17 protein-coding genes are annotated in these 22,447 nt (G+C 68.8%); 13 read left to right on the forward strand and 4 right to left on the reverse strand.

Features of this window, described 5'->3' with window-relative positions; genetic code table 11:
* Positions 1-54: 54 nt before the first annotated feature.
* The 3 genes from DX03_RS04830 to DX03_RS04840 are packed head-to-tail and all read left to right on the forward strand — an operon-like array spanning position 55 to position 8,755.
* Positions 55-6,924 carry a hybrid sensor histidine kinase/response regulator gene (locus tag DX03_RS04830; protein ID WP_038686789.1) on the forward strand — a complete coding sequence of 2,290 codons (6,870 nt, stop codon included), beginning with the start codon at positions 55-57 and terminating at the stop codon, positions 6,922-6,924.
* Positions 6,911-8,248: a chemotaxis protein CheB gene (locus DX03_RS04835; RefSeq protein WP_038686790.1), complete on the forward strand. Its 1,338-nt coding sequence runs from the start codon at positions 6,911-6,913 to the stop codon at positions 8,246-8,248. Before DX03_RS04830 ends, DX03_RS04835 begins: the two co-directional genes overlap by 14 nt.
* 33 nt (positions 8,249-8,281) lie before the next feature.
* Positions 8,282-8,755: a chemotaxis protein CheW gene (locus DX03_RS04840; RefSeq protein WP_038686792.1), complete on the forward strand. Its 474-nt coding sequence runs from the start codon at positions 8,282-8,284 to the stop codon at positions 8,753-8,755.
* Positions 8,756-8,956: 201 nt separating this feature from the next.
* On the opposite strand, the gene DX03_RS04845 is transcribed toward DX03_RS04840, so the two are convergent.
* Positions 8,957-9,691, reverse strand: a complete 735-nt coding sequence (locus tag DX03_RS04845) for a 16S rRNA (uracil(1498)-N(3))-methyltransferase (RefSeq protein WP_038686794.1) — start codon at positions 9,689-9,691, stop codon at positions 8,957-8,959.
* The gene (gene bioA / locus DX03_RS04850; RefSeq protein ID WP_038686796.1) at positions 9,682-11,073 is read right to left on the reverse strand and encodes an adenosylmethionine--8-amino-7-oxononanoate transaminase; all 1,392 of its coding nucleotides are present in this window, start codon (positions 11,071-11,073) and stop codon (positions 9,682-9,684) included. Before bioA ends, DX03_RS04845 begins: the two co-directional genes overlap by 10 nt.
* Before the next feature lie 50 nt (positions 11,074-11,123).
* Here bioA and nudE point away from each other — a divergent pair, with 50 nt between their 5' ends.
* The 10 genes from nudE to DX03_RS04900 all read left to right on the forward strand — a co-directional run bounded on the left by nudE (position 11,124) and on the right by DX03_RS04900 (position 18,896).
* Complete coding sequence (nudE, locus tag DX03_RS04855) at positions 11,124-11,672, forward strand: ADP compounds hydrolase NudE (RefSeq protein WP_038686798.1); 549 nt, start codon at positions 11,124-11,126, stop codon at positions 11,670-11,672.
* On the forward strand, positions 11,669-12,472 hold the full coding sequence (gene cysQ / locus DX03_RS04860; RefSeq protein WP_038686800.1) for a 3'(2'),5'-bisphosphate nucleotidase CysQ: 804 nt from the start codon (positions 11,669-11,671) through the stop codon (positions 12,470-12,472). Before nudE ends, cysQ begins: the two co-directional genes overlap by 4 nt.
* A gap of 22 nt (positions 12,473-12,494) precedes the next feature.
* A complete protein-coding gene (mazG, locus tag DX03_RS04865) occupies positions 12,495-13,307 on the forward strand; it encodes a nucleoside triphosphate pyrophosphohydrolase (protein ID WP_038686801.1) in 813 nt (270 codons plus the stop codon).
* Entirely contained in the window at positions 13,304-13,627 is a 324-nt protein-coding gene (locus tag DX03_RS04870) for a YnfA family protein (protein WP_038686803.1), read from the forward strand. Before mazG ends, DX03_RS04870 begins: the two co-directional genes overlap by 4 nt.
* 348 nt (positions 13,628-13,975) lie before the next feature.
* Positions 13,976-14,278: an Mpo1-like protein gene (locus DX03_RS04875; protein WP_038686805.1), complete on the forward strand. Its 303-nt coding sequence runs from the start codon at positions 13,976-13,978 to the stop codon at positions 14,276-14,278.
* Positions 14,279-14,327: 49 nt separating this feature from the next.
* The gene (locus DX03_RS04880) at positions 14,328-15,290 is read left to right on the forward strand and encodes an SPFH domain-containing protein (RefSeq protein ID WP_038686807.1); all 963 of its coding nucleotides are present in this window, start codon (positions 14,328-14,330) and stop codon (positions 15,288-15,290) included.
* A gap of 1 nt (position 15,291) precedes the next feature.
* Complete coding sequence (locus DX03_RS04885; protein WP_038686809.1) at positions 15,292-15,723, forward strand: NfeD family protein; 432 nt, start codon at positions 15,292-15,294, stop codon at positions 15,721-15,723.
* A gap of 75 nt (positions 15,724-15,798) precedes the next feature.
* Positions 15,799-16,911, forward strand: a complete 1,113-nt coding sequence (gcvT, locus tag DX03_RS04890) for a glycine cleavage system aminomethyltransferase GcvT (RefSeq protein WP_038686811.1) — start codon at positions 15,799-15,801, stop codon at positions 16,909-16,911.
* Positions 16,912-16,999: 88 nt separating this feature from the next.
* The gene (gcvH, locus tag DX03_RS04895) at positions 17,000-17,395 is read left to right on the forward strand and encodes a glycine cleavage system protein GcvH (protein WP_038686813.1); all 396 of its coding nucleotides are present in this window, start codon (positions 17,000-17,002) and stop codon (positions 17,393-17,395) included.
* Positions 17,396-18,332: 937 nt separating this feature from the next.
* On the forward strand, positions 18,333-18,896 hold the full coding sequence (locus DX03_RS04900) for a hypothetical protein (protein ID WP_038686815.1): 564 nt from the start codon (positions 18,333-18,335) through the stop codon (positions 18,894-18,896).
* A gap of 331 nt (positions 18,897-19,227) precedes the next feature.
* Here the strand turns inward: DX03_RS04900 and DX03_RS04905 are convergent, their stop codons facing one another.
* Together DX03_RS04905 and DX03_RS04910 are read right to left on the reverse strand one after the other, a co-directional pair.
* Positions 19,228-20,616: a serine hydrolase domain-containing protein gene (locus DX03_RS04905; RefSeq protein ID WP_038686817.1), complete on the reverse strand. Its 1,389-nt coding sequence runs from the start codon at positions 20,614-20,616 to the stop codon at positions 19,228-19,230.
* Positions 20,617-20,769: 153 nt separating this feature from the next.
* The gene (locus DX03_RS04910; RefSeq protein ID WP_038686819.1) at positions 20,770-22,374 is read right to left on the reverse strand and encodes a GMC family oxidoreductase; all 1,605 of its coding nucleotides are present in this window, start codon (positions 22,372-22,374) and stop codon (positions 20,770-20,772) included.
* Positions 22,375-22,447 lie beyond the last annotated feature (73 nt).

Below are 22,447 nucleotides of genomic sequence, written 5' to 3' on the forward strand. Positions count from 1 at the left end.
GCATCGCGATAAACCACAGCACGACACGCGCGCGCCCCTGCCGGGAGACCTGGCATGAGCACGCTGCGCGATGCCATGAGCCACGCCGCCCTGGGCTGGGTCAAGCCGGAACTGGACGAAACCCTGCGCCAGGTGCGCAACGAGGTGGAGTACTACGCCGAAGACCCCTCCGATGCCGGCCGCATGCGCTTCTGCGCCGGCTACCTGCACCAGGTGCAGGGCACCCTGCGCATGGTGGAGTTGTATGCCCCGGCGATGGTGGCCGAAGAACTGGAGCAGCTGGCCAACGCCATCGGCGCCGGCGAGGTGCCCGACCGTGACGAAGCCTGCGCCACCCTGATGCGCGGCAGCGTGCTGTTGCCCGACTACCTGGAGCGCCTGCAGAACGGTCACCGCGACATTCCCATCGTGCTGCTGCCGCTGCTCAACGACATCCGCTCGGCACGCGCCGCGCCGGGTATCAACGAGAGCGTGCTGTTCGCATTTGCCCCGGACAGCGTGACCGCCACCGAGGCCGAACTCGACCACGCCCGTGGCAGCCTGAGCGGGCGCAACCGCGAGCTGCTCGATACCGTGGGCAATGCGGTCAAGGAAGAGCTGCTGCGGATCAAGGACGCACTGGACCTGCACCTGCGCACCGGTGGCGATCCGGTACAGCTGCAGACCCAGGTCAACGAACTGGGTGCGGTTGCCGACACCCTGGGCATGATGGGCCTGGGCGTGGCCCGCGGCGTGGTCGTGCAACAGCGCGATGCGCTGCGCGGCGTGGTACAGGGCGAACAGCAGATCGACGAAAGCCTGCTGCTGGATATCGCCGGTGCGCTGCTGTACGTGGATGCCTCGCTGGACGACCAGGTCGCCCATCTGGGCGCCGGCGGCAGTGGCGAGGACGATCCGAGCGCCGTGGAAAACCGGCGCACGGTGGAGGTGCTGGCGCATGAAGCCATCGCCAATTTCGCCGCCGCGCGCGAGCACTTCGTCGCCTTCATCGAAACCAACTGGAACCACCAGCAGCTGACGGAAGTGCCGCGCCTGCTGGGCGAGGTGTCCGGTGCGTTGCGCATGCTCGACCTGGCCACGCCGGCCGACTACCTGCAGGGTGTGCGCCAGTACATCACGGTGGAACTGATCGGCCGCCAGCGCGTGCCGAGCGGGCGCCAGCTGGATACGCTGGCCGATGCCATGGCCAGCCTGGAGTACTACCTCGAAGCCCTGCGCGAACGCCGCCCGGGCCGCGAGGAGATCCTCGATATCACCCGCACCAGCCTGGAAACGCTGCGTTACTGGCCGTTGCCGGACGTCAATGCCGTCCAGCCGGATACCACCGCAGAGGCCCTGCCGGTGGCCGCCGAGCCGATCGAGTTGACGCAGTGGGATGCGCCGTCGGTCGAGCCGATCGCCGTGGCCGTCACCCCGAGCGCACCGCCGCCGGGCAGCGTGCCGCCGTCGTTCCCGGACCTCACCTTCGACCCGCTGCCTGACACCGCCCTGGCCGCCACCGCGGCAGCAGGTGCGTCGCTGGTGTTCGACGCATCGACCGCGCCCGCGCCGGAGGCCCCGCAGTGGACGCTGTCCGCCGAGGCCGATGCGGCCGCCGACCACACCGAACCGAGCTTCGCCCGTTTCGACCCGGTGATTGCCGAGGACAACCCCGCGGTGCGCTGGGACGCGCTGCCGCCGATGCATGTCGCCCTGGATACGCTGGACGCCACCGAGACGGTGTCCGCGCAGGCCGACGCGCACGTGCAGGAAGAGGTGTCCTTCAGCGGTGGGTTCGACCCCGTTGCCGCCGAGCATGACGCGCTGGAGTTCAGCGACGAGCCGATCGAATTCACCTTCGATGCGCCGCTGCACAATGCCGGCGACGTGCTGTCGCTGCAGATCGACGATACCGTCGCGCCCGCCGTGGCGCCGGTTGCCGATACCGCGCCCGACCTGGACGTGGCCCAGTTGCCCTCGTTCCTGCAGGCGACCGACGCCGATGCCGTTGAGCCCATCGACGCGATCATTGCTGCACCGGTCGAGGCTATCGCGCCGGCCCTGGTCGCAGACGACAGCGCCGTCGCAGACGCATCCGTCGATGCGACAGCACTGACCGACACCGACGACCACACCCGCCTTGACGACGTTGTTGCGCCGGATCCGACCCCGGTCGTGACCCACAGCAGCACCGGCGTGCATGCCGCAGTGATCGGCACGATCGAGCTGGACGACGAGTCCGCGCGCTTCCTGGCCGAGCTGGATGCGGCCGCCGCGCAGTTCAGCACCGCGCCTGCGATCACCCCGGATGCCCTGGCCGCGGTATCGCCGGCCAATGCGGTCAGTGACACCGACAGCATCGAAGCCGGGTTCGAAGACGATGGCGAGAACATCGACCAGGACATCCGCGAGGTCTTCATCGAAGAGTTCGACGAGGAACTGGTCAACCTCGGCAACCTGCTGCCGGTCTGGCGCGCCGCGCCGGACAACCTGGACCGTCTGCGTCCGATCCGCCGCGTTTTCCACACGCTCAAGGGCAGCGGCCGACTCGTCGGCGCGCGTACCCTGGGCGAGTTCAGCTGGAAAATCGAAGGCATGCTCAACCGCGTGCTCGACGGTACCCGGCCGGCTACCCCGGCCGTGGTGGCCATGGTCACCCAGGCGTATGACGTGCTGCCGCAGCTCAACGCAGCGCTGCGCGGCGAAGGCCGCGTGACGGCCGACCTGCAGGCCATGCAGGCCATTGCCGATCGCGTGGCGGCCGGCGAAGAAACCTTCCATGTGCCGCTGCAGCGGGCCGCGCCCGTCGTGGCCGCGCCGGTGGAGGTGGCGGACGCCACCGAAGCCACCGCCGTCGTCGACGTCGTCGAAGCCGCCGGTACCCCGGCCAACATCGACGAAGTGCTGCGCGAGATCCTCGAAGCCGAGGTGGATACCCATCAGGCCACCTTGCAGGCCTGGTTGCGCGAGGCCAGCGTGGCTCCGCAGCCGGTCACCGACACCCTGCTGCGCGCGGTGCACACCATGAACGGTGCGTTCGCGATGACCGACGTGCCTGAAATCACCGCCGTCACCGGGGGCGCCGAGAGCTTCATCAAGCGCTCGCTGGCGGCCGATACCACCCCGGACGCCGATGGCGTGGACGCGCTGTCGGCCACCGCCGAGGCGATCACCGCCACGATGACGGCCCTGCAGGCCGACGCGCCGCGTATTCCGGTGCAGGCCGCGCTTGCCGCGCGCCTGCAGGCGCTGGCCGATACGCTGCCCGAAGCGCGCTGGCCGGCCCTGGTGGCCGACGATGAAGAAGACGACCTGGCCTTCGAGCAGGACGCGCTGGACGGCGATGCCGTCGAGCCGGGCGCTGCCGAGCCGCAGGCCGTGGATCCGGACGCCGTGGACGCCGTCGCGTCCCTCGATGCAGCCGCTCCGCGGACCGGCGACGACGTCGCCGCGAACGACGACGACGCCCTGGCCACGCTGCCCCAGGCAGACGCGCAGGGCGGTTACGCGGGCCTGGACGACAGCGCCGATGCCGACCTGCAGCTGGCCGAGATCGATGCCGACGCCCTGACCGTGGTCGAGCCGATCGCGGTTGAGACCGCTGCGGTTGAGACGGAAACCGGTGACACGCTGGACGCCGATGCGCTGGTGGTGGACGAACTGACCGGCAGCGATGACCTGTCGGCGTACTTCGATGCCGATCTTCCGGTGAATGCCGCGCCCACCGCGGGCAACGAGATCATGCTGGACGACGCACAGCCTGACGCAGGCCGTGCAGACGTAGGCGTTGCCGAAGCCGCAGCCGCAGCGTTCGATGCGGTACCGCACGATGCCGCAGCGGACGGGCAGGGCGCGCACGACGGTCTGGAGGCGGTCGAACTGACCGGCGCCGACGACCTGTCGCGCTTCCTCGACGCCGATGTGACGCCGCCGGTGGCCGAGGCGAGCGGCGACGTTGCCGCCGCTACGGACGCCGCCGCAGACGACACCTCGATCGAAGACGTGGTCCTCGATGACGCGCCGGTAGTTGCTGGCGCTGAGACGCCGGACCCTGTGGCCGAAGTCGAAGTCGAAGTCGAAGCCGAAGCGACCGTAGACGCAGACGCCAACACCTCGTTGGACGCGCCGCTCGACGCAACCGACGACGCGGCACCCGCCGCACCGGAACAGGCGCTGGATGCAGACGATCAGGACACGCGCGACGCACTGGACGAGGCCCTGCCGCCGACGCCGGCGTTCGGCGAACTGGTCGACGAACAGCAGGCACTGGACGACGGGCTGACCGTGATCGACGCGCCGCAGGCCGACGACGCGGCCGACAGCGTGCTGGGCCTGGATGCCGTCCACGACGCGCAGGCACAGCGCGACGAGGCCGACGCCTTCGCCGAGGATGTGACCGACACCGACACCGACACCACCACGCCGACGCCGTTCTTCGAACTGGAAGATGCGCCCGTGGCCGCCGCCGGCGCATCGGTTGCCGCCCTGGCCGCGCTGTCCACGCACGAGGACCCGGCCAGCCCGGCCGAGGCAACCGTTGCCACCGACACCGTGCTCGATACCGACGCCGATGACGCCGACGATGAAGACAGCGCCGACGCGCTGGACTTCAGCGTGCTCGACCAGGAGCTGGTCGACATCTTCGTGGAAGAAGGCAAGGACCTGCTCGACCATTGCGATGGCCTGATCAGCGAACTGCGCGCCGCGCCCAACGACCGCGATGTCATTGCCGGCCTGCAGCGTGACCTGCACACCCTCAAGGGTGGCGCACGCATGGCCGGGATCAACCCGATCGGCGACCTGGGCCATGGCATCGAATCGCTGCTGGAAGCCGTTGCGGCCAACCGCACCGACATCGACCGCAGCGACGTGCACCTGCTTGAACGCGGCTTCGATCGCCTGCACCAGCTGCTGACCCGGACCGGGCAGCACCGCAGCGTGTCGATGCCCGACGACCTGATCCATGCCTTCGAACAGCGCACGCTGGGCCGGGTGGACGTGGCCGTGGATACCCGTGCCGACACCGTGCAGGACAGCGCACCGGTCGAGGTCGATACGGCCGTCGCCGCGGCGCCGCTCTCGGCACCGGTGCCGCTGGAAACCAGCAGCGACGACGATGCCCTGGCCCGTCCGCAGCAGGAACAGGTGCGCGTGCGTGCCGACCTGCTCGACCGCCTGGTCAACCACGCCGGTGAAGTGGCGATCTACCGCTCGCGCCTGGAACAGCAGCTCGGTGCCTTCCGCGGCGCCATGGGCGAACTGGACCGCACCAACGCGCGTCTGCGCGACCAGCTGCGCCGCCTGGACCTGGAAACCGAAGCGCAGATCGTTGCCCGCTACCAGCGCGAACAGGACCAGGCCGACCACAAGTTCGATCCGCTCGAACTGGACCGCTTCTCCACGCTGCAGCAGCTCAGCCGCGCGCTGAACGAGTCCGCCGCCGACTTGGGCGGCCTGCAGGGCGTGCTGGACGACCTGTCGCGCCAGTACGACGTGCTGCTGCAACAGCAGTCGCGGGTCAGCTCGGAACTGCAGGACGGCCTGATGCGTGCGCGCATGGTGCCGTTCGACGGCCTGGTGCCGCGCCTGCGTCGCGTGGTCCGCCAGGCCGGCCAGGACACCGGCAAGCAGGTTCACGTGATCCTGGAAGGCACCCACGGCGAACTGGACCGCAACGTCCTGGATCGCATGGTCGCGCCGCTGGAACACATGCTGCGCAACTCGGTTGCCCATGGGTTGGAGACGCCGGAACAGCGCCGCGCTGCCGGCAAGCCGGAAGAGGGCGAGATCGCCATCCGTCTGCGCCGCGAAGGCTCGGAAATCGTGCTGGAAGTGGCCGACGACGGCGCCGGGCTGGACCGCGAGGCGATCCGTCGCCGCGCCGAACAGCGTGGCCTGGTGCAGGCCGATGCCGTGCTCGGCGAGGCCGAACTGGACGCGATGATCTTCTCGCCCGGGTTCAGCACCGCCGACCAGGTCAGCCAGCTGGCCGGCCGTGGCGTGGGCATGGACGTGGTGCACAACGAAGTGCGGCAGCTGGGCGGCTCGGTGGACATCCACTCCGTGCGCGGCCAGGGCGTCACCTTCACCCTGCGCCTGCCGCAGACGCTGGCAGTCACCCAGGCGGTGTTCGTGCAGATCGGCGAGACCACCTACGCAGTGCCGGTGGCCTCGGTCAGCGGTATCGGCCGGATCTCGCGCGAGCGCTTCGAAACCATCGACGGCGACTACCACTACGGTGGCGAAGCCTTCGCCCTGCACGACCTGGGTACGCTGGTGGGCCAAGGCCCGGCGCGTGCCGAGGGCCAGGCGCAGGTGCCGCTGCTGCTGGTGCGTGCCGGTGAACTGCGCGCGGCCGTGGCGATCGACCAGGTGCTGGGCAACCGCGAAATCGTGGTCAAGCCGGTGGGCCTGCAGATCGCGTCGGTGCCGGGTATCTACGGCGCCACCATCACCGGCGATGGCCGCGTGGTGGTCATCCTCGACGTCGCACCGCTGGTCCGCCGCTTCCAGGCCAACCCGCACAAGCCGATCGCCGTGACCAGCCAGGTCAGCGACCGCCAGGCACCGCTGGTGATGGTGGTCGACGATTCGCTGACCATGCGCAAGGTCACCGGCCGCATCCTGGAGCGCCACAACTTCGAAGTGGCGGTGGCCCGCGATGGTGTGGAAGCACTGGAGCGTCTGGAGGAGCGGGTCCCCGACCTGATGCTGCTGGATATCGAAATGCCGCGCATGGATGGCTATGAACTGGCCACGGCGATGCGCGCCGATCCGCGCTACAAGGATGTGCCGATCGTGATGATCACCTCGCGCAGTGGCGACAAGCACCGTCAGCGCGCCTTCGAAATCGGCGTCCAGCGTTACCTGGGCAAGCCTTACCAGGAACTGGATCTGATGCGAAACGTGTACGACCTGCTGGGGATCGCCCGTGTCCGCGAATGACCTGCCTTTGCTGTTGTCGGTAGCGTTGCTGGCGCGTCCGGGGCAGGCCCGCGAGCGCCTGCGCGACGCGTTGGCCCAGGCCGGCGCCACCCTGGTGCTGGAAGAGGATCCCAACACGCTGGACGTGCAGGTGCTGCGCGATGCGGCGCCGGGCGCGGTGCTGATCGCGCTGGAACCGGCGATCGAAGACGCGTTGGAGCGCCTGGACCCGGTGCTCGGTTCGCCGTCGCTGACCCTGATCTTCGACGAAGCCGAACTGGCCGCCCGCCGTGAAGGCTGGGAAGCGCAGCGCTGGGCACGGCACCTGGTGGCCAAGCTGCACGGCCACCACGACGTCTTGCCGCCGGGTTCGGAACAGGACAGCCTGCTCCAGCCCGAGCCCGGCATGCCCACCACGCCGGCCGAACTGCATGCCGATGCCCCGCTGGACTTCCACGTCCGCGAGGCCTTCGACGCCGCCGCGGACGTTCCGGCCGATGGCCTGTACCAGGCCCCGGATGCGTTGAGCGAACCGATGTCGCTGGAAGAAGCGCTGGCCGCCCTGCAGCCGCCTTCGCCGGCCGCTGCACCATCCGTGCCGCCGCCGGTGCCACCGTCGGCGCCGCCGGCCGTTGCCCGCGTGCCGCTGGGCGACCACAGCAGCTGGTCGCTGGTGGATGACAGTGCCGACAGCGCCGCTGCCGCGCCTGCAAGCGCGTCGGCCGGCACCGACGCGGCACCGCCGCCGCTGTCTGCGTTCGATATCGAACGGCTGTCGCTGGTCGAACTGGAGGCCGAGCGCCCCAACGACGGCGCCGCCGCAGGTGCCGTGCTGGTGCTGGCCGGTATCGGCGGCCCGGACGCGCTGCGCCGCCTGCTGGCCACGTTGCCGGCGGGGCTGGCCACGCCGGTGCTGGTGCACATGCGCCTGGATGGCGGCCGCTACGGCAACCTGGTCAAGCAGATGGCGCGCGTGTCCGCGTTGCCGGTGCTGCTGGCCGAAGCCGACCAGCCGGTCCAGGCCGGCAACGCCTACATCCTGCCTGACGACATCGGCCTGGCCGAACGCCAGCGCGGCCTGTATTTCCACGGTGATGCACAGGGCGTCCAGGTGGCCACGCTGCCGCCGGCGCACAGCGCCGTGGTGCTGCTCAGTGGCGCCGACACGGCCCAGGTCGACGACGTGCTGGCCCTGGCCGCCGCCGGCGCCTGGGTGGGCGCACAGGTCGGCGAAGGCTGCTACGACCCGGCCGCGGCAAACGCCGCGGTGGCCGCCGGGATGGACGCGGGCGAGCCGCCGCAGTTGGCCCAGAGCATCGTCGAACGTTGGGGTGTGAGCGAGTAATCGCCGCGCCGTACCCTTTTCAGGAATCACGCCATGAGTTACGCCAGCAACGACGAAATCCGCGGGGTATTGATCCAGGCCGGGCACGAACGCGTGCTGCTGCCCAATGCCACCGTGGCCGAGATGATGTCCAAGGTGGCCGTGCAGGGCGTGCCGGATGCGCCGGCCTGGCTGGTCGGCCAGATTGCCTGGCACGGTTGGGACGTGCCGCTGCTGTCGTTCGCGCGGCTGTCCGGGCTGGGCGACGAACTGGTCACCAGCAACAACAAGGTGGTGGTGCTCAAGGCGCTGGGCGGCAACGCGAAGCGCCCGTACTTCGCGCTGCTTACCCAGACCTTCCCGCAGCTGATCTCGGTGCCGCGTGACGGCCTGCTCGCCGACGCCTCCGAGGAAACCCTGCCGCAGGGCGTGCACATGCGCGTGCTGCTGGGCGAACAGAGCGCGCTGCTGCCCGACCTGGACGCGCTGGAAGCCGCGCTGGACGAGGCCTACCCCGTCGCGGGGTAGGTTCGCATTCGCGAAACCTCCCACGATCTGCGGCGCAGATCGCGGGCCCCCCGCAAACAATTCTCCAGATCCCCGCGCCTGGCGGCGCGCCCCCTTGACTCAAGGGGGCTGTTCCACCCGCTGGCTCGGCGTGCGCTGGCACATCACGCATCGGCCATTTGTGCACCGACCAACGGTCGGCACCCACCGCAATGTGATCGGTCAGCCCAGGTCGCCCAGCCGTGCCTGTACCGCCGCGATGGCGGCCAGCCCGGCCGTTTCGGTGCGCAGGATGCGCGGACCCAGCTGCAGCCCCTGGAAGCCCGCCTCGGCCAACGCCTGCCGATCCCGTGGCGACCAGCCGCCCTCCGGACCGATGGCGATCACCACGCCACCTGGTGCCGGCTGCAGGGTCGACAGGCGATGCTCGCCCAGCGGATCCAGGGTGAGTTTGAGCGCCTCGGCCGGCACCTGCCGTGCGGCGTCCAGCAGCGCCTGCGGCGCCGCTACGCTGGGCACCCGCGCACGCCCGGACTGGCCACAGGCCGATACCACCACGCTGTTCCAGTGCGCCAGCCGCTTTTCCGCGCGCGCCGCATCCAGTTTCACTTCGGTACGTTCGGCGTTGACCGGCACGATCGCGTTGACCCCCAGTTCGGTGGCCTTCTGCAGGATCAGGTCCATCTTCTCGCCGCGGGCGATGCCCTGCAGCAGGGTGATGTGCAGCGGCGATTCGTTGGCCACCGCCAGCGCGGCGTCGATGCGCACCTGGGCATCGCGCTTGCCCACCACCACCAGGGTGGCGCTGTAATCGTGGCCGTCGCCGTTGAACAGCACGCAGCCGTCGCCCTCGCGCAGGCGCATCACCCGGACCAGGTGATTGGCCGCTTCCTCGGGCAGCGACAGGGTCTGGCCCACCGCCAGCGGATTCTCGACATGGCACCGGGTCACGCGCATGCAACAGCCTCCTCGATCGCGGCCAGGGTGGTCTGGGCCAACAGGTCCAGGTGGTCGTCGTCCACGCAGTACGGCGGCATCCAGTACAGCACGTTGCCTAGCGGGCGCAGCACCACGCCGCGCTTGAGCGCGGCGGTGTAGGCATGCAGGCCCACCCGTGCCCCGGCGGGGAACGGGGTGCGCTTGTCGCCGTTGCGGGTCAGTTCGAAGGCCACCACCATCCCGGCCTGGCGTACGTCGGCCACGTGCGGGTGGTCGGTGAACGGGGCGGCCAGCGTGCGCATCACCTCGGCGGTGCTGCGGTTGCGTGCGATCACGTCCTCGCCGGCGAAGATGTCCAGCGTGGCCAGCGCCGCGGCGCAGGCCAGCGGATTGCCGGTGTAACTGTGCGAGTGCAGGAACGCGCGCTCGCGCGAATCGTCCAGGAACGCGTCATACAACGCCTGGGTGGCCAGCACCGCCGACAGCGGCAGGAAGCCGCCGGTCAGGCCCTTGGACAGGCACAGCAGGTCGGGCATCACCCCGGCCTGTTCGCAGGCGAACATCGTGCCGGTGCGCCCGAAGCCGGTGGCGATCTCGTCGGCGATCAGGAACGCGCCGTTGGCGTCGCACAGTTCGCGCGCACGCTGCAGGTACACCGGGTCGTGCATGCGCATGCCGCCGGCGCACTGCAGGCGCGGCTCCAGGATCACCGCGCAGATCTCGCCGGGGTGCTGGTCGAACAGGGTGGCCAGCGCATCGGCCGCCTGGTGCGCGCGCTGCGCGGCGGTCTGCCCGTCCTCGGCCAGGTAGGCGTCCGGCGAGGGGGCAAACAGCGCCTCGGTCAGCAGCGGCGCATACACTCGCCGGTACAGCGGGATGTCGCCCACCGACAGCGCGCCCAGGGTTTCGCCGTGGTAGCCGTTCTCCAGCGCCACGAAGCGGGTGCGGTGGTGCTCGCCCCGGTTGCGGAAGTAGTGGAAGGCCATCTTCAAGGCTACCTCGACCCCGGCCGAGCCGTTGTCGGCGTAGAACACCTTGGCCAGCGGGTCGCGCCCGGCCTGGCGCGGGGCAATCGCCAGCAGGCGCTCGGCCAGCGCCACCGCCGGCTCATGGCTGAAGCCGGCCAGCATCACCTGTTCCAGCTGGGTGGCCTGCTGGGCGATGGCCGCACCGATCCGCGGGTGCGCATGGCCGAACAGATTGGTCCACCAGCTGCTGACCGCGTCCAGGTAGCGTTTGCCGTCGTGATCGATCAGCCACGGGCCTTCGCCCCGCGCGATCGGCACCAGCGGCAGGGTGTCGGGGTGCTCGCGCATCTGCGTGCACGGATGCCACAGCACGGCCAGGTCGCGTTGCCGCCACCGATCGGCCAGCGTTAAGGGGGCTGGGTCTGCTAGCATTTCAGGCTCATGAAGACGTTTTCACCAGCTCCCATTCTAGAGATGCTCGCATGAGCCGTCGCCTGCCCATCATCCACAAGATCACGGACGAGCAGAGCGGGCCGTTCCAGCGGCAGCACCTTGACCTGGAATTCTCCAATGGCGAGCGCCGCCGCTTCGAGCGGCTGGTCAGCCATGGCCACGGCGCGGTGGTGGTGGTGCCGATGCTGGACGACGAGACGGTGCTGCTGGTACGTGAATACGCCGCCGGCATGCACCGCTACGAGCTTGGCCTGGTCAAGGGCCGCATCGATGCCGGCGAAAGCCCCGAACAGGCCGCCGACCGTGAATTGAAGGAAGAGGCCGGTTACGGCGCCCGGCGCCTGGACGTGCTGCGCGCGATGACCCTGGCCCCCACCTACATGAGCCACCAGTCGTGGCTGGTGGTGGCACGCGACCTGTATCCCGAGCGCCTGGTCGGCGACGAGCCCGAGGAACTGGAAGTGGTGCCCTGGAAGCTGGCCGAGCTGGACCAGCTGATGCTGCGTGAGGATTTTTCCGAGGGCCGATCACTGGCGGCGTTGTTCATCGCCCGGCAGTGGCTGGAACGCGGGGAATGATCAAGCTCACCACCGATCTGCGCGAAACCGTCATCGCCATCGCCCAGGACGCCGCCGCCGCCATCATGGCGGTGTATGCCACGCCGTTCGATGTGACGATCAAATCCGACCACAGCCCGGTCACCGCCGCCGACCTGGCCGCCAACGCGGTGATCGAACGCGGTCTGCAGCAGCTCACCCCGGACCTGCCGATCCTGTCCGAAGAGTCGGCCCAGGTGCCGTGGGAGGTGCGCCAGCACTGGGGCGCCTACTGGCTGGTGGACCCGCTGGATGGCACCCGCGAGTTCGTCAAGCGCAACGACGAATTCAGCGTCAACATCGCCCTGATCTACCAGGGCGCGCCGGCCTTCGGCGTGGTGCTGGCCCCGGTCAGCGGCATTGCCTGGCACGCCATGCGCGGGGAGCTGGCCTACCGCCGCCTGGGCATGCACGACACCGTGCTGCGCGCACGCGCACCGGCCACGCCGCCGCTGAAAGTAGCGGCCAGCCGCTCGCACCGCAGCGCGCAGACCGAGGCCCTGCTGGCGCGCATGGGGGAGATCGAGGTGGTCGCGCAGGGCTCTTCGCTCAAATTCTGCCGGATCGCCGAAGGCACGCTGGACGTGTACCCGCGGCTGGGCCCCACCTCCGAATGGGACACCGCCGCCGGCCAGTGCGTGCTGCACGCCGCCGGGGGCGCGGTGCTGTCGGCGGCCACCGGTAAACCGTTCCGCTACAACCGCCGCGAAAGCCTGTTGAACGGCGATTTCATCGCCCTCGGCGACACCCGCCTGCCGTGGCGCGCGTGGCTGCCGGCCTGACCCGCTGCCGAAGGAGCACTGCATGACCGCCACCGCTGAACTGGACCGCCTGCTGGGCATCATGGCGCGGCTGCGCGACCCGCAGGGCGGCTGCCCCTGGGACCTGCAGCAGGATTTTTCCAGCATCGCGCCGTACACCATCGAGGAAGCCTACGAAGTAGCCGACGCGATCGACCGCGGTGATCTGGTCGACCTGCAGGACGAGCTGGGCGATCTGCTGCTGCAGGTTGTGTTCCATGCGCAGATGGCCAGTGAGCAGGGTGCGTTCGGCTTTGCCGACGTGGCCCGTTCGATCAGCGACAAGATGCAGCGCCGCCACCCGCACGTGTTCGCGCAGGTGCAGGTCGACGGCGCCGACGACGTGAACGCGAACTGGGAAGCGATCAAGCGTGCCGAGCGTGCCGCCAAGGGCCATGCCGACACCTCCGCACTGGCCGGCATTTCGCGCGGCCTGCCGGAGTGGCAGCGGGCGATGAAGCTGCAGGCGCGCGCGGCGCGGGTCGGGTTCGACTGGCCCGGCCCGGCACCGGTGATCGACAAGGTGCGCGAGGAACTGGACGAGGTGGCCGCCGAGTTCGCGCATGGCGCGGTGGAGGACAACCACGCCCGCCTGCAGGAAGAACTGGGCGACCTGCTGTTCGTCTGCGCCAACCTGGCCCGCCACGCCAAGGTGGACGTGGGCGCGGCGCTGCGCCAGGCCAACCACAAGTTCGAACGCCGCTTCCGGGCGATGGAAGCGCAGGCCGCGGCCGCCGGCCAGTCGATGGCTGCGCTGGACCTGGACGCGCAGGAACAGCTGTGGCAGCAGGCCAAGGCCGACGAAGCCACCCCGTGAAAACGCTGCTGCTGTTCATCCTCACCGCCGTGGCTGAAATCGTCGGCTGCTACCTGCCGTGGCTGTGGCTGCGCAAGGACGGCAGCGCCTGGCTGCTGCTGCCGGCGGCGGCCAGCCTGGCCCTGTTCGCGTGGCTGTTGACCCTGCATCCGGCGGCCAGCGGGCGGGTCTATGCGGCCTACGGCGGGGTCTACATCGGCACCGCGTTGATGTGGCTGTGGCTGGTGGACGGTATCCGTCCCAGCCGCTGGGACCTGCTCGGGGTCGGGCTGTGCCTGGCCGGCATGATGGTCATCATGTTCGCCCCGCGCACCGCGTAAACCGGTGCCACCGATCGCCGGCGGTCACCACGGAAACATCCACGCACGCGGTAGTGCCGGCCGCTGGCCGGCTCCCCGGAAACCACCCAGGCACGCGGTAGCGCCGGCCGCTGGCCGGCTCCACGGAAACCACCCACGCACGCGGTAGTGCCGGCCGCTGGCCGGCTCCCCGGAAACCACCCACGCACGCGGTAGTGCCGGCCGCTGGCCGGCTCCACGGAAACCACCCACGCACGCGGCAGCACCGGCCGCTGGCCGGCTCCTCGACGTCTGTGCAGAGCCGGCCAGCGGCCGGCACTGCCCGGGTAACGCGCTATGCTGCGGTCATCCGGTCCTGCAGGGCGTGCCATGTCCCGCTTCGCCAGCTTCCGTGCCTTTTATCCGTTCTATCTGGACGAACACCGCCATCCGGTGTCGCGCCGGCTGCATTTCATCGGCAGCTGCGGCGTGCTGCTGCTGGTGGCCGTTGCGATCGTGCGCGGCCACCCCGGCTGGCTGCTGGCCGCGCTTGGCTGTGGCTATGGATTCGCCTGGGTCGGCCATTTTTTCTTCGAGAAGAACCGGCCCGCCACCTTCCAGCATCCGTTTTATTCCTTCGCCGGCGACTGGGTGATGTTCTGGGACATCCTCCGTGGCCGGATCCGGCTGTAGCGTCAGCGTCGCCATGCCCGGGCCACGCCCGGGGTAAAGGAGTACTTCGATGTTTCCAACCGTACTGTTTTCGCTGGTCCTGGCTTTCGTGGCCGTGGTCATCCTGTTCAAGGCGGTGCGGATGGTGCCGCAGGGGTATGAATGGACGGTGGAGCGCTTCGGGCGCTACACCCACACCATGTCGCCCGGCCTGCACTTCCTGATCCCCATCGTGTACGGGGTAGGGCGCAAGGTGAACATGATGGAGCAGGTGCTGGACGTCCCCGGCCAGGAGGTGATCACCAAGGACAACGCGGCGGTGCGCGTGGACGGCGTGGTGTTCTTCCAGGTGCTGGACGCCTCCAAGGCGGCCTATGAGGTGTCGGTGCTGGAGGTGGCGATGATCGCGCTGGTGCAGACCAACATCCGCACCGTGATCGGCTCGATGGACCTGGATGAATCGCTCAGCCAGCGCGAGGTGATCAACGCCAAGCTGCTGAACGTGGTCGATCACGCGACCAACCCGTGGGGAGTGAAGGTCAACCGGATCGAGATCCGCGACATCCAGCCGCCGCGCGACCTGCTCGACGCCATGGCGCGGCAGATGAAGGCCGAGCGCGAGAAGCGTGCGCAGATCCTGGAGGCCGAAGGGTCGCGGCAGTCGGAGATCCTGCGCGCCGAAGGCGAGAAGCAGGCCGCCGTGCTGGAGGCTGAAGGACGCAAGGAGGCCGCGTTCCGCGATGCCGAAGCACGCGAGCGGTCGGCCGAAGCCGAGGCCAACGCGACCCGGATGGTGTCCGAAGCCATCGCCCAGGGCGATGTGCAGGCGATCAATTACTTCATCGCGCAGAAGTATGTGGAAGCGTTCAAGGAGCTGGCCACCTCGCCCAACCAGAAGCTGGTGCTGATGCCGATGGAGGCCAGCGGGGTCATCGGCTCGATCGCCGGCGTTGCCGAACTGGCGCGCGAGGCCTTTGCCAAACAGGAAGACAAGCGAACCCCGCGCGCCGTTCCGCCGCGGGCAGGAGGCTGAGATGCGCTGGGAAGTTGTCGGGTGGGGCGCGCTGGCGCTGGTGTTGTTCGCCGCCGAGGCGCTGGCGCCGGGTGCCTTCATGCTGTGGATCGGCATCGGTGCGGCGGCGGTCTTCGTGCTGGTGGCAGTGTTCAGCGACATTCCCCTGCTGTGGCAGGTGGTGGCCTTCGTGCTGCTGTCGGTGGTGTCCATCCAGTGCTACCGGCACTGGGGACGGGGCCGCGACCGGCAGAGCGACACGCCGCTGTTGAACCGCCGCGCGGAGCAGCTGGTGGGGCGGGTGGTGGTGATCGACCAGGACATCGTGGCGGGCAAGGGCCGGGCCAAGATCGACGACGCGTTCTGGGTGGTGGCCGGGCCGGATCTGCCGGCGGGCACCCGCGTGCGGGTGGTGGCGGTGGAGGGCATGACACTGCAGGTGCAGCCGGTCTGACGCAACGCCGCAGGCGTTGTGAAGACGGTTCTGGGATAATGCCGGTCTTGCCTTCATTCCCCCGGAAAAATGGTCATGACCCAGAAGACGCTTCTCAACGACACCCACCGCGCACTCGGCGCAAAGATGGTCGATTTCGGTGGCTGGGACATGCCCATCCATTACGGCTCGCAGCTGGATGAGCACCACCTGGTGCGCGCCGATGCCGGCATGTTCGACGTCAGCCACATGACCGTGGTCGACCTGCGCGGTGACCAGGTCAAGCCGTTCCTGCGCACGCTGCTGGCCAATTCGGTGGACAAGCTGAAGGCCACCGGCAAGGCGCTGTATTCGTGCATGCTCAACCCGCGCGGCGGGGTCATCGACGACCTGATCGTGTACTACCTGGCCGACGACTTCTTCCGCATGGTGGTCAACGCCTCCACCCGCGAAAAGGACCTGGCCTGGATCCGCGAGCAGGCTGCCGCGTTCAACGTGGACGTCACCGAGCGCGACGACCTGGCGATCATCGCCGTGCAGGGCCCGACCGCGCGTGAGCGGGTGATCGGCCTGGCCGCCGACGGCGACCGTGCCGCGCTGGAGAAGCTGGGCCGCTTCGCCGCGCTGGAGGCTACCGCTGCCAGTGGCACGCCGCTGTTCGTGGCGCGTACCGGCTACACCGGTGAAGACGGTTTCGAGATCCTGCTGCCGCAGGCCGACGTGGTGGCGTTCTGGAATGCGCTGGCCGCCGCAGGCGTGCGTCCGGCCGGGCTGGGCGCGCGCGACACGCTGCGCCTGGAAGCCGGCATGAACCTGTACGGCCAGGACATGGACGAAGACATCACCCCGTACGAAGCCGCGCTGGCCTGGACCGTGGCGCTGGACGAGGGCCGCCCGTTCATCGGCCGTGACGTGCTGGAAGCGCAGAAGGCGGCGGGCGACGCGCGCCAGCTGATCGGCCTGGTGATGGACGAGAAGGGCGTGTTGCGCCACGGCCAGCCGGTGCTCACCGCCAGCGGCCAGGGCGAGATCCTGTCCGGCACGTTCTCCCCGACGCTGGGCAAGGGCATCGCGTTCGCGCGGGTGCCGGCTGGCGAACTGGGCCAGGTGCACGTGGACATCCGCGGCAAGCAGGTGCCGGTGCGCGTGGTGAAGTTCCCGTTCGTGCGCGAAGGCCAGGCCCAGCCGGGCGTGCTCGCCGACGCCTGATTTTTCCCGGCGCCGACCTGTCAGTGGTCGGCGCCGGTGGTTACACTACCCCCGTTTCTTGACCCCTGAAATTCCTCGGAGCAGTCCCATGAGCGAGATCCCCGGCGACCTCAAATTCCTCAAGTCCCATGAGTGGGCACGTGTCGAAGGCAATGGCCGCGTCACCGTCGGTATTTCCGACCACGCCCAGGGCCTGCTTGGCGACCTGGTGTACGTCGAACTGCCGGCGGTGGGCGACGAAGTGAAGGCGGGCCAGCAGGCCGCCGTGGTCGAGTCGGTGAAGGCCGCCTCGGACGTGTACAGCCCGGTCACCGGCACCGTTGTCGAAGTCAACGAAGCGCTGTCGGACAAGCCGGAAACCATCAACGAAGATGCCTACGGCGAAGGCTGGATCTACGTGGTCGAGTTCTCGGCCAACGACGAGTTGAACGATCTGCTGGGCCCGGACGAGTATGCCGAGCTGCTGGAAGACGACGAGCACTGATCGTCGCCTGATCGCGAAGAACGGCCGCCTGGTGCGGCCGTTTTTTTTTGCCTGCGCGGTGGCCGTCGGCGTCATCGTTATCCGTGTGTGACGAAAACCCCGGCGATGTGGTCGTCCATCGCGACGCCGTCGCCGGCTTATGCGCATCGGTGGGGTACGCATCGGTGTCCGGTCATGAGCACGCGTCGGGGTGTCGGCGTGTGCGCCGGGTGTCCTCGCCGAGCGCGTGCGCGGTGCACATCCGGGTCGCGCGCGGCGGTCGCGGCACGTCGAACCGGTGCGATCGGGGTGGCAGCGACCGCCTGAAAGTTTGCGCATTTGCGTAAATCCGGTGGCAAAAAGCGATCGAAGATGTGAAAAGTTTTCGCCTCCGTTTGGGTGCGGTGTGGGTAGCGTCCGGGGCGCCACCGGGTGCGCGTGCACGGTTGCCCGGATACACGCGGTGCGTGCGCACCGAAAATACGAAAGTGCTTCTTTTAAGCGGTTTTCTTTTCGCGTAGTGCGTGTGTTGCGTGTCCGGTCGCTGCGCGCGCGGCAGCATTGCACGCCGCTGGCGGTGTTCGGCGAGGGTGCCGGCAACCGGTTGCGGGGGCGTTCGGTGTGAAAATTTTTCGCCGGGGTTGTTGACAGTGAAAAAAAGCGTGATTAGGTTTCGCCACAGCAGACCTTGCTGCGAACAGAGTGAGCAGAATCGACATCCAGTCGCGAAGCACAACCTGGACATCCACCTCGCGTCAGAAGACGGTGGAGATGGCTTCGCTTCCCTCAGCGAACCGCAAGGCCCCTTCCCATTCGATACCCGCCCGGCCACCTGCGGTGGGTATCCCCGTATCCGTCACGACGCGCTTGACGCGACGGCGGTCCCCGCGATGTCGCACTGCGGGTTTGCTTTACCTGGGCGTTTCCACTCCATAGATCACTGACGAGGAGCCATCCCATGGCAACCAAGAAAGCTGCGAAGAAAAAGCCGGCCGCCAAAAAGGCCGTCAAGAAGGTAGCCAAGAAAGCCGCCGCCAAGAAGGCCGTGAAGAAGGTAGCCAAGAAGGCGGCTGCCAAGAAGACGGTGAAGAAGGCAGCGAAGAAGGCGACCGCCCGCAAGGCAGTGAAGAAGACGGCAAAGAAGGCAGTCCGCAAGGTTGCCAAGAAGGCCGCCGCCAAGAAGACCGCGAAAAAGGCAGTGAAGAAGACGGCGAAGAAGGCAGTCCGCAAGGTCGCCAAGAAGGCCGCCGCCAAGAAGACCGCCAAGAAAGCCGTTCGCAAGGTAGCCAAGAAGGCCACGGCCAAGAAGGCGACCAAGAAGGCTGCAAAGAAAACCGCAAAGAAGGCCGTACGCAAGGTAGCCAAGAAGGCCACCGCGAAGAAGGCGACCGCGCGCAAGGCTCCGGCCAAGAAGGCGTCCGCCAAGAAAGCGGTGAAGAAGGTTGCAAAGCGCAAGCCGGCCGTTCGCAAGAAGAAGGCCGCTCCGGTCGCCCTGCCGGCAACCCCGGCACCGCTGATCTAACGCAGTTCCCGATGCCGTAACTGAAACCCCTTCCCTGGCAGCCCAGCGGGGAGGGGGTTTTTTTATGGGCATTCGGTATGCGGATCACAGCGCGCGGTGTCCGGTAGAGCCGACCGTTGGTCGGCTGGCTTTGCGGCGATTGCAAGGCAGCCGACCAACGGTCGGCTCTACCGCATCTGGACGCATCCCCGATTTCCGTCGGCCGCGCCGTTGGTCGGTACGGCCCCCATCCCGGTAGGTACCGACCGTTGGTCGGTACGCTCCCCACCGCACCCCAAGCCAAAAAAAAGGCGGCCAACCGGCCGCCTTTTCGATCCATCCCGCGCCGCGATCAGCGTGGCGACGCCACCGCGCGGTTGGACGACACGCCCTTGCGCTTGGTCGCCGGGGCGCCGTCTTCCACCATCAGGTTGTCGCTGCCGAAGTCGGTGTCCACATCCAGCCAGCGTTGGGTGGGCAGGCCCATGGCCTGGTCCAGCACGGTCGGCAGCAGGCCGCTGGGCAGGCTGCTTTCGCCGTTCCACATGATGGCGATGCCCAGGTCGCGTTCGGGCACCAGCGCGACCAGGCCGCGATAGCCCTGCACGGCACCGGCGTGGAAAATCACCTCATGCCCGGCGTAGTCGAAGTTGCGCCAGCCCAGTGCATACCCGGCCGAGTGCAGGCGCTCGCGGCGCCAGCCCGAGCGCATCTCGCCGGGGGTGTTGATCAGGGTCGAGTGCAGCGTGGCCAGCAGCGGCGCAGGCAGCACGTCGGGACGGTGGCCGGTGTGGGCCAGCAGCCACTGCGCCATATCGCTGGCGCTGGCGTTGACGCCGGCTGCAGGCGCCAGACGGTAGTAGGTGGGCTTGGGGTTCAGCGACACCCAGCCGTTGCGGCTGCGCACGTGCGGGCGCGCCCAGCGCGAACTGGCCTGGATGCCGGCCAGGCCCAGGCTGGCGTCGTCCATGCCCAGCGGCTTGAACAGGCGGCGTTCCACCGACTGCTCGTAGAAGCTGCCGGAGGCGGCGTAGACCACGTCGCCGATCAGGCTGAAGGCCACGTTCTGGTAGGCATAGCAGTCACCCGGCAGGCACTTGAGCGAGGTCGAAGCCAGTTTGTGGGTGAGCGTGTAGTACTCGGCGTTGGCTTCCACGTCGCGGTCGTACGCGTTGTACGGCAGGCCCACGCGGTGGCTGAGCAGGTCGGCCACGGTCAGGCGTTCGGTGGCCTCCGGCGAGCTCAGCTGGAAGCCGGGCACGTAGTCGGTGACCTTGCTGTCCCAGCGCAGCGTGCCGTCGTTGACCAGCAGGCCGGCCATGGTGCCGGCGAAGGCCTTGGACAGCGATGCCAGGCGGAACACGGTGTGCGCATCGACCATCTGCGGGTTGTTGACGTCGGTGACGCCGTAGCCGCGCGCGCTGAGCACGCGGCCGCCCTGGACGATGGCCACGGCCATGCCGGGCACGCGCTCGCCGTAGGTCAGCTGCTGGGCCATGGCTTCGATCGCGGCCACGTTGAAGCCCTGTGCCGGCGGCAGCACCTGCACATTCGCGGACGTGGTGCGATAGGCGGCCGGCTGGGTGTGCGCGATCGTCGCGGTGTTTTCGATGTTGACCGGGAAGGCGCCCGGCGCAGCACTGGGCGTCTGTGCAGTAGACGACATGGCGATGGGCATCAACATGCCCAGCAACCCGGTGGCCGCCGAACGGATCGGGCGACGCCTGCTGTTCTGATTCATCGTTCTGGACCCGTGCGCAACTGCTGTGCGTGATTCTAGCGCTGCTTTTCCTGATTGCACAAACCAAGCGAAGATGAATGCGTATCTGGTTGAAAAGGCGCGGTTTTTGCATCCGTTGCGTGCGCCCTGCCAGCGCCGGCGGCGCAGCCCTGTTCAGCTTGCCCCGGACGCCTTGATGATCCACTGCGCGGCGCGTTCGGCCAGCATGATGGTGGGTGCGTTGGTATTGCCGCTGACCAGGCGGGGCATCACCGACGCGTCCACCACGCGAAGACCGCGCACGCCGCGCACGCGCAGTTGCGGGTCGACCACGGCGTCGGCATGGGTGCCCATCGCGCAGGTGCCCACCGGGTGGTAGATGGTCTCGGCCTTGGCGCGGATGAAGGCCTCCAGCGCCGCCTCGTCCAGGTCCTGGCGCGGCGGGAAGATCGGCGCCCCGCGCCAGCGGTCGAACGCCGGCTGGCGCAGGATCTCGGCCGACATCCGCACGCATGCCTTCATCATCGCCAGATCCGCCCCCTCGGCGTCACTGAGGTAGTTGGCCTGGATCCGCGGCGGCGAGGCGGGGTTGGCATCGCGCAGACTGATCCGGCCCCGGCTGCGCGGGTGCAGGGCACACGCATGCAGCGTGTAGCCGTCGCCCGCCAGGCGGTGGCGGCCGTGGTTGTCCAGCATCGCCGGCACGAAGTGGAACTGCACGTCGGCGCGTGCATCGCCGGCCAGCGGTGAGCGGGCGAAGCCACCGGCTTCGGCGATGTTGCTGGTGCCGGCGCCGCGGCGGCCACGCAGGAAGTAGTCGAAGGCGATCCGCGCCTGGTTGCTGCGGTCGTAGCTCACGCCCGGATGGGTATGCACCAGCGTGCAGATGTCCAGGTGGTCCTGCAGGTTCGCACCCACGCCCGGCAGGTCGGCACGCACGTCGATGCCCTGCGCGCGCAGCGGGGCGGCCGCGCCGATGCCCGACAGCATCAGCAGCTGCGGCGAGTGCACCGCACCGGCGCTGAGGATCACCTCGGCGCTGGCCGCGGCATGCCGATGCCGGCGACCGTGGCGGAAATACACCCCCGTGGCGGTGTCGCCATCGAAGCCCAGCGCGGTGGCATGCGCGCCGGTGAGCACGGTGAGGTTGCGCCGGGCACGGGCCGGGTGCAGGTAGGCGGTCGCGCTGGAGCACCGCGCGCCATCGCGCTGGGTGACCTGGTACAGGCCCACCCCGAGCTGCCCGGCGCCGTTGAAGTCGTCGTTGCGCGCATGCCCGGCCTGCACGCCAGCGTCGAGGAACGCGTCGGAGAGCGGGTTGTGGTGGCGCAGGTCGGCGACCGACAACGGGCCGGCGTCGCCGTGCAGGGTGCTGCCGCCGCGGCTGTTGGCTTCGCTGTACAGGAACCACGGCAGCACCTGCGCCCACCCCCAGCCCTCGGCGCCGTCGGCGGCCCAGCCGTCGTAGTCGGCGGGTACGCCGCGCACATAGCACATCGCGTTGATCGCACTGGAACCGCCCAGCACCTTGCCACGCGGCCACCACAGCCGGCGGCCTGCCAGGGCCGGCTCAGCGTCGGTGTCCAGGTTCCAGTTGATGCGGCGGTTGTTGACCAGCCGCGCCAATCCGGCCGGCATGTGGATGAACGGGTTGCGGTCGCGCGGACCGGCTTCCAGCAGCAGCACGCGGCAACGCGGGTCGGCGCTGAGCCGGTTGGCCAGCACGCAGCCGGCCGACCCTGCGCCGACGATGATGTAGTCGTACGTGTCCGTCCCCACGGCTGGCGGCCCCTTCGATAGGTAGCCCCGAGCATAGGGCAGCGCGGCCCGTGGCGGGGCAACGCGACCATGG

The sequence above is a fragment of the Stenotrophomonas rhizophila genome, from assembly GCF_000661955.1.
Lineage (GTDB): Bacteria > Pseudomonadota > Gammaproteobacteria > Xanthomonadales > Xanthomonadaceae > Stenotrophomonas > Stenotrophomonas rhizophila.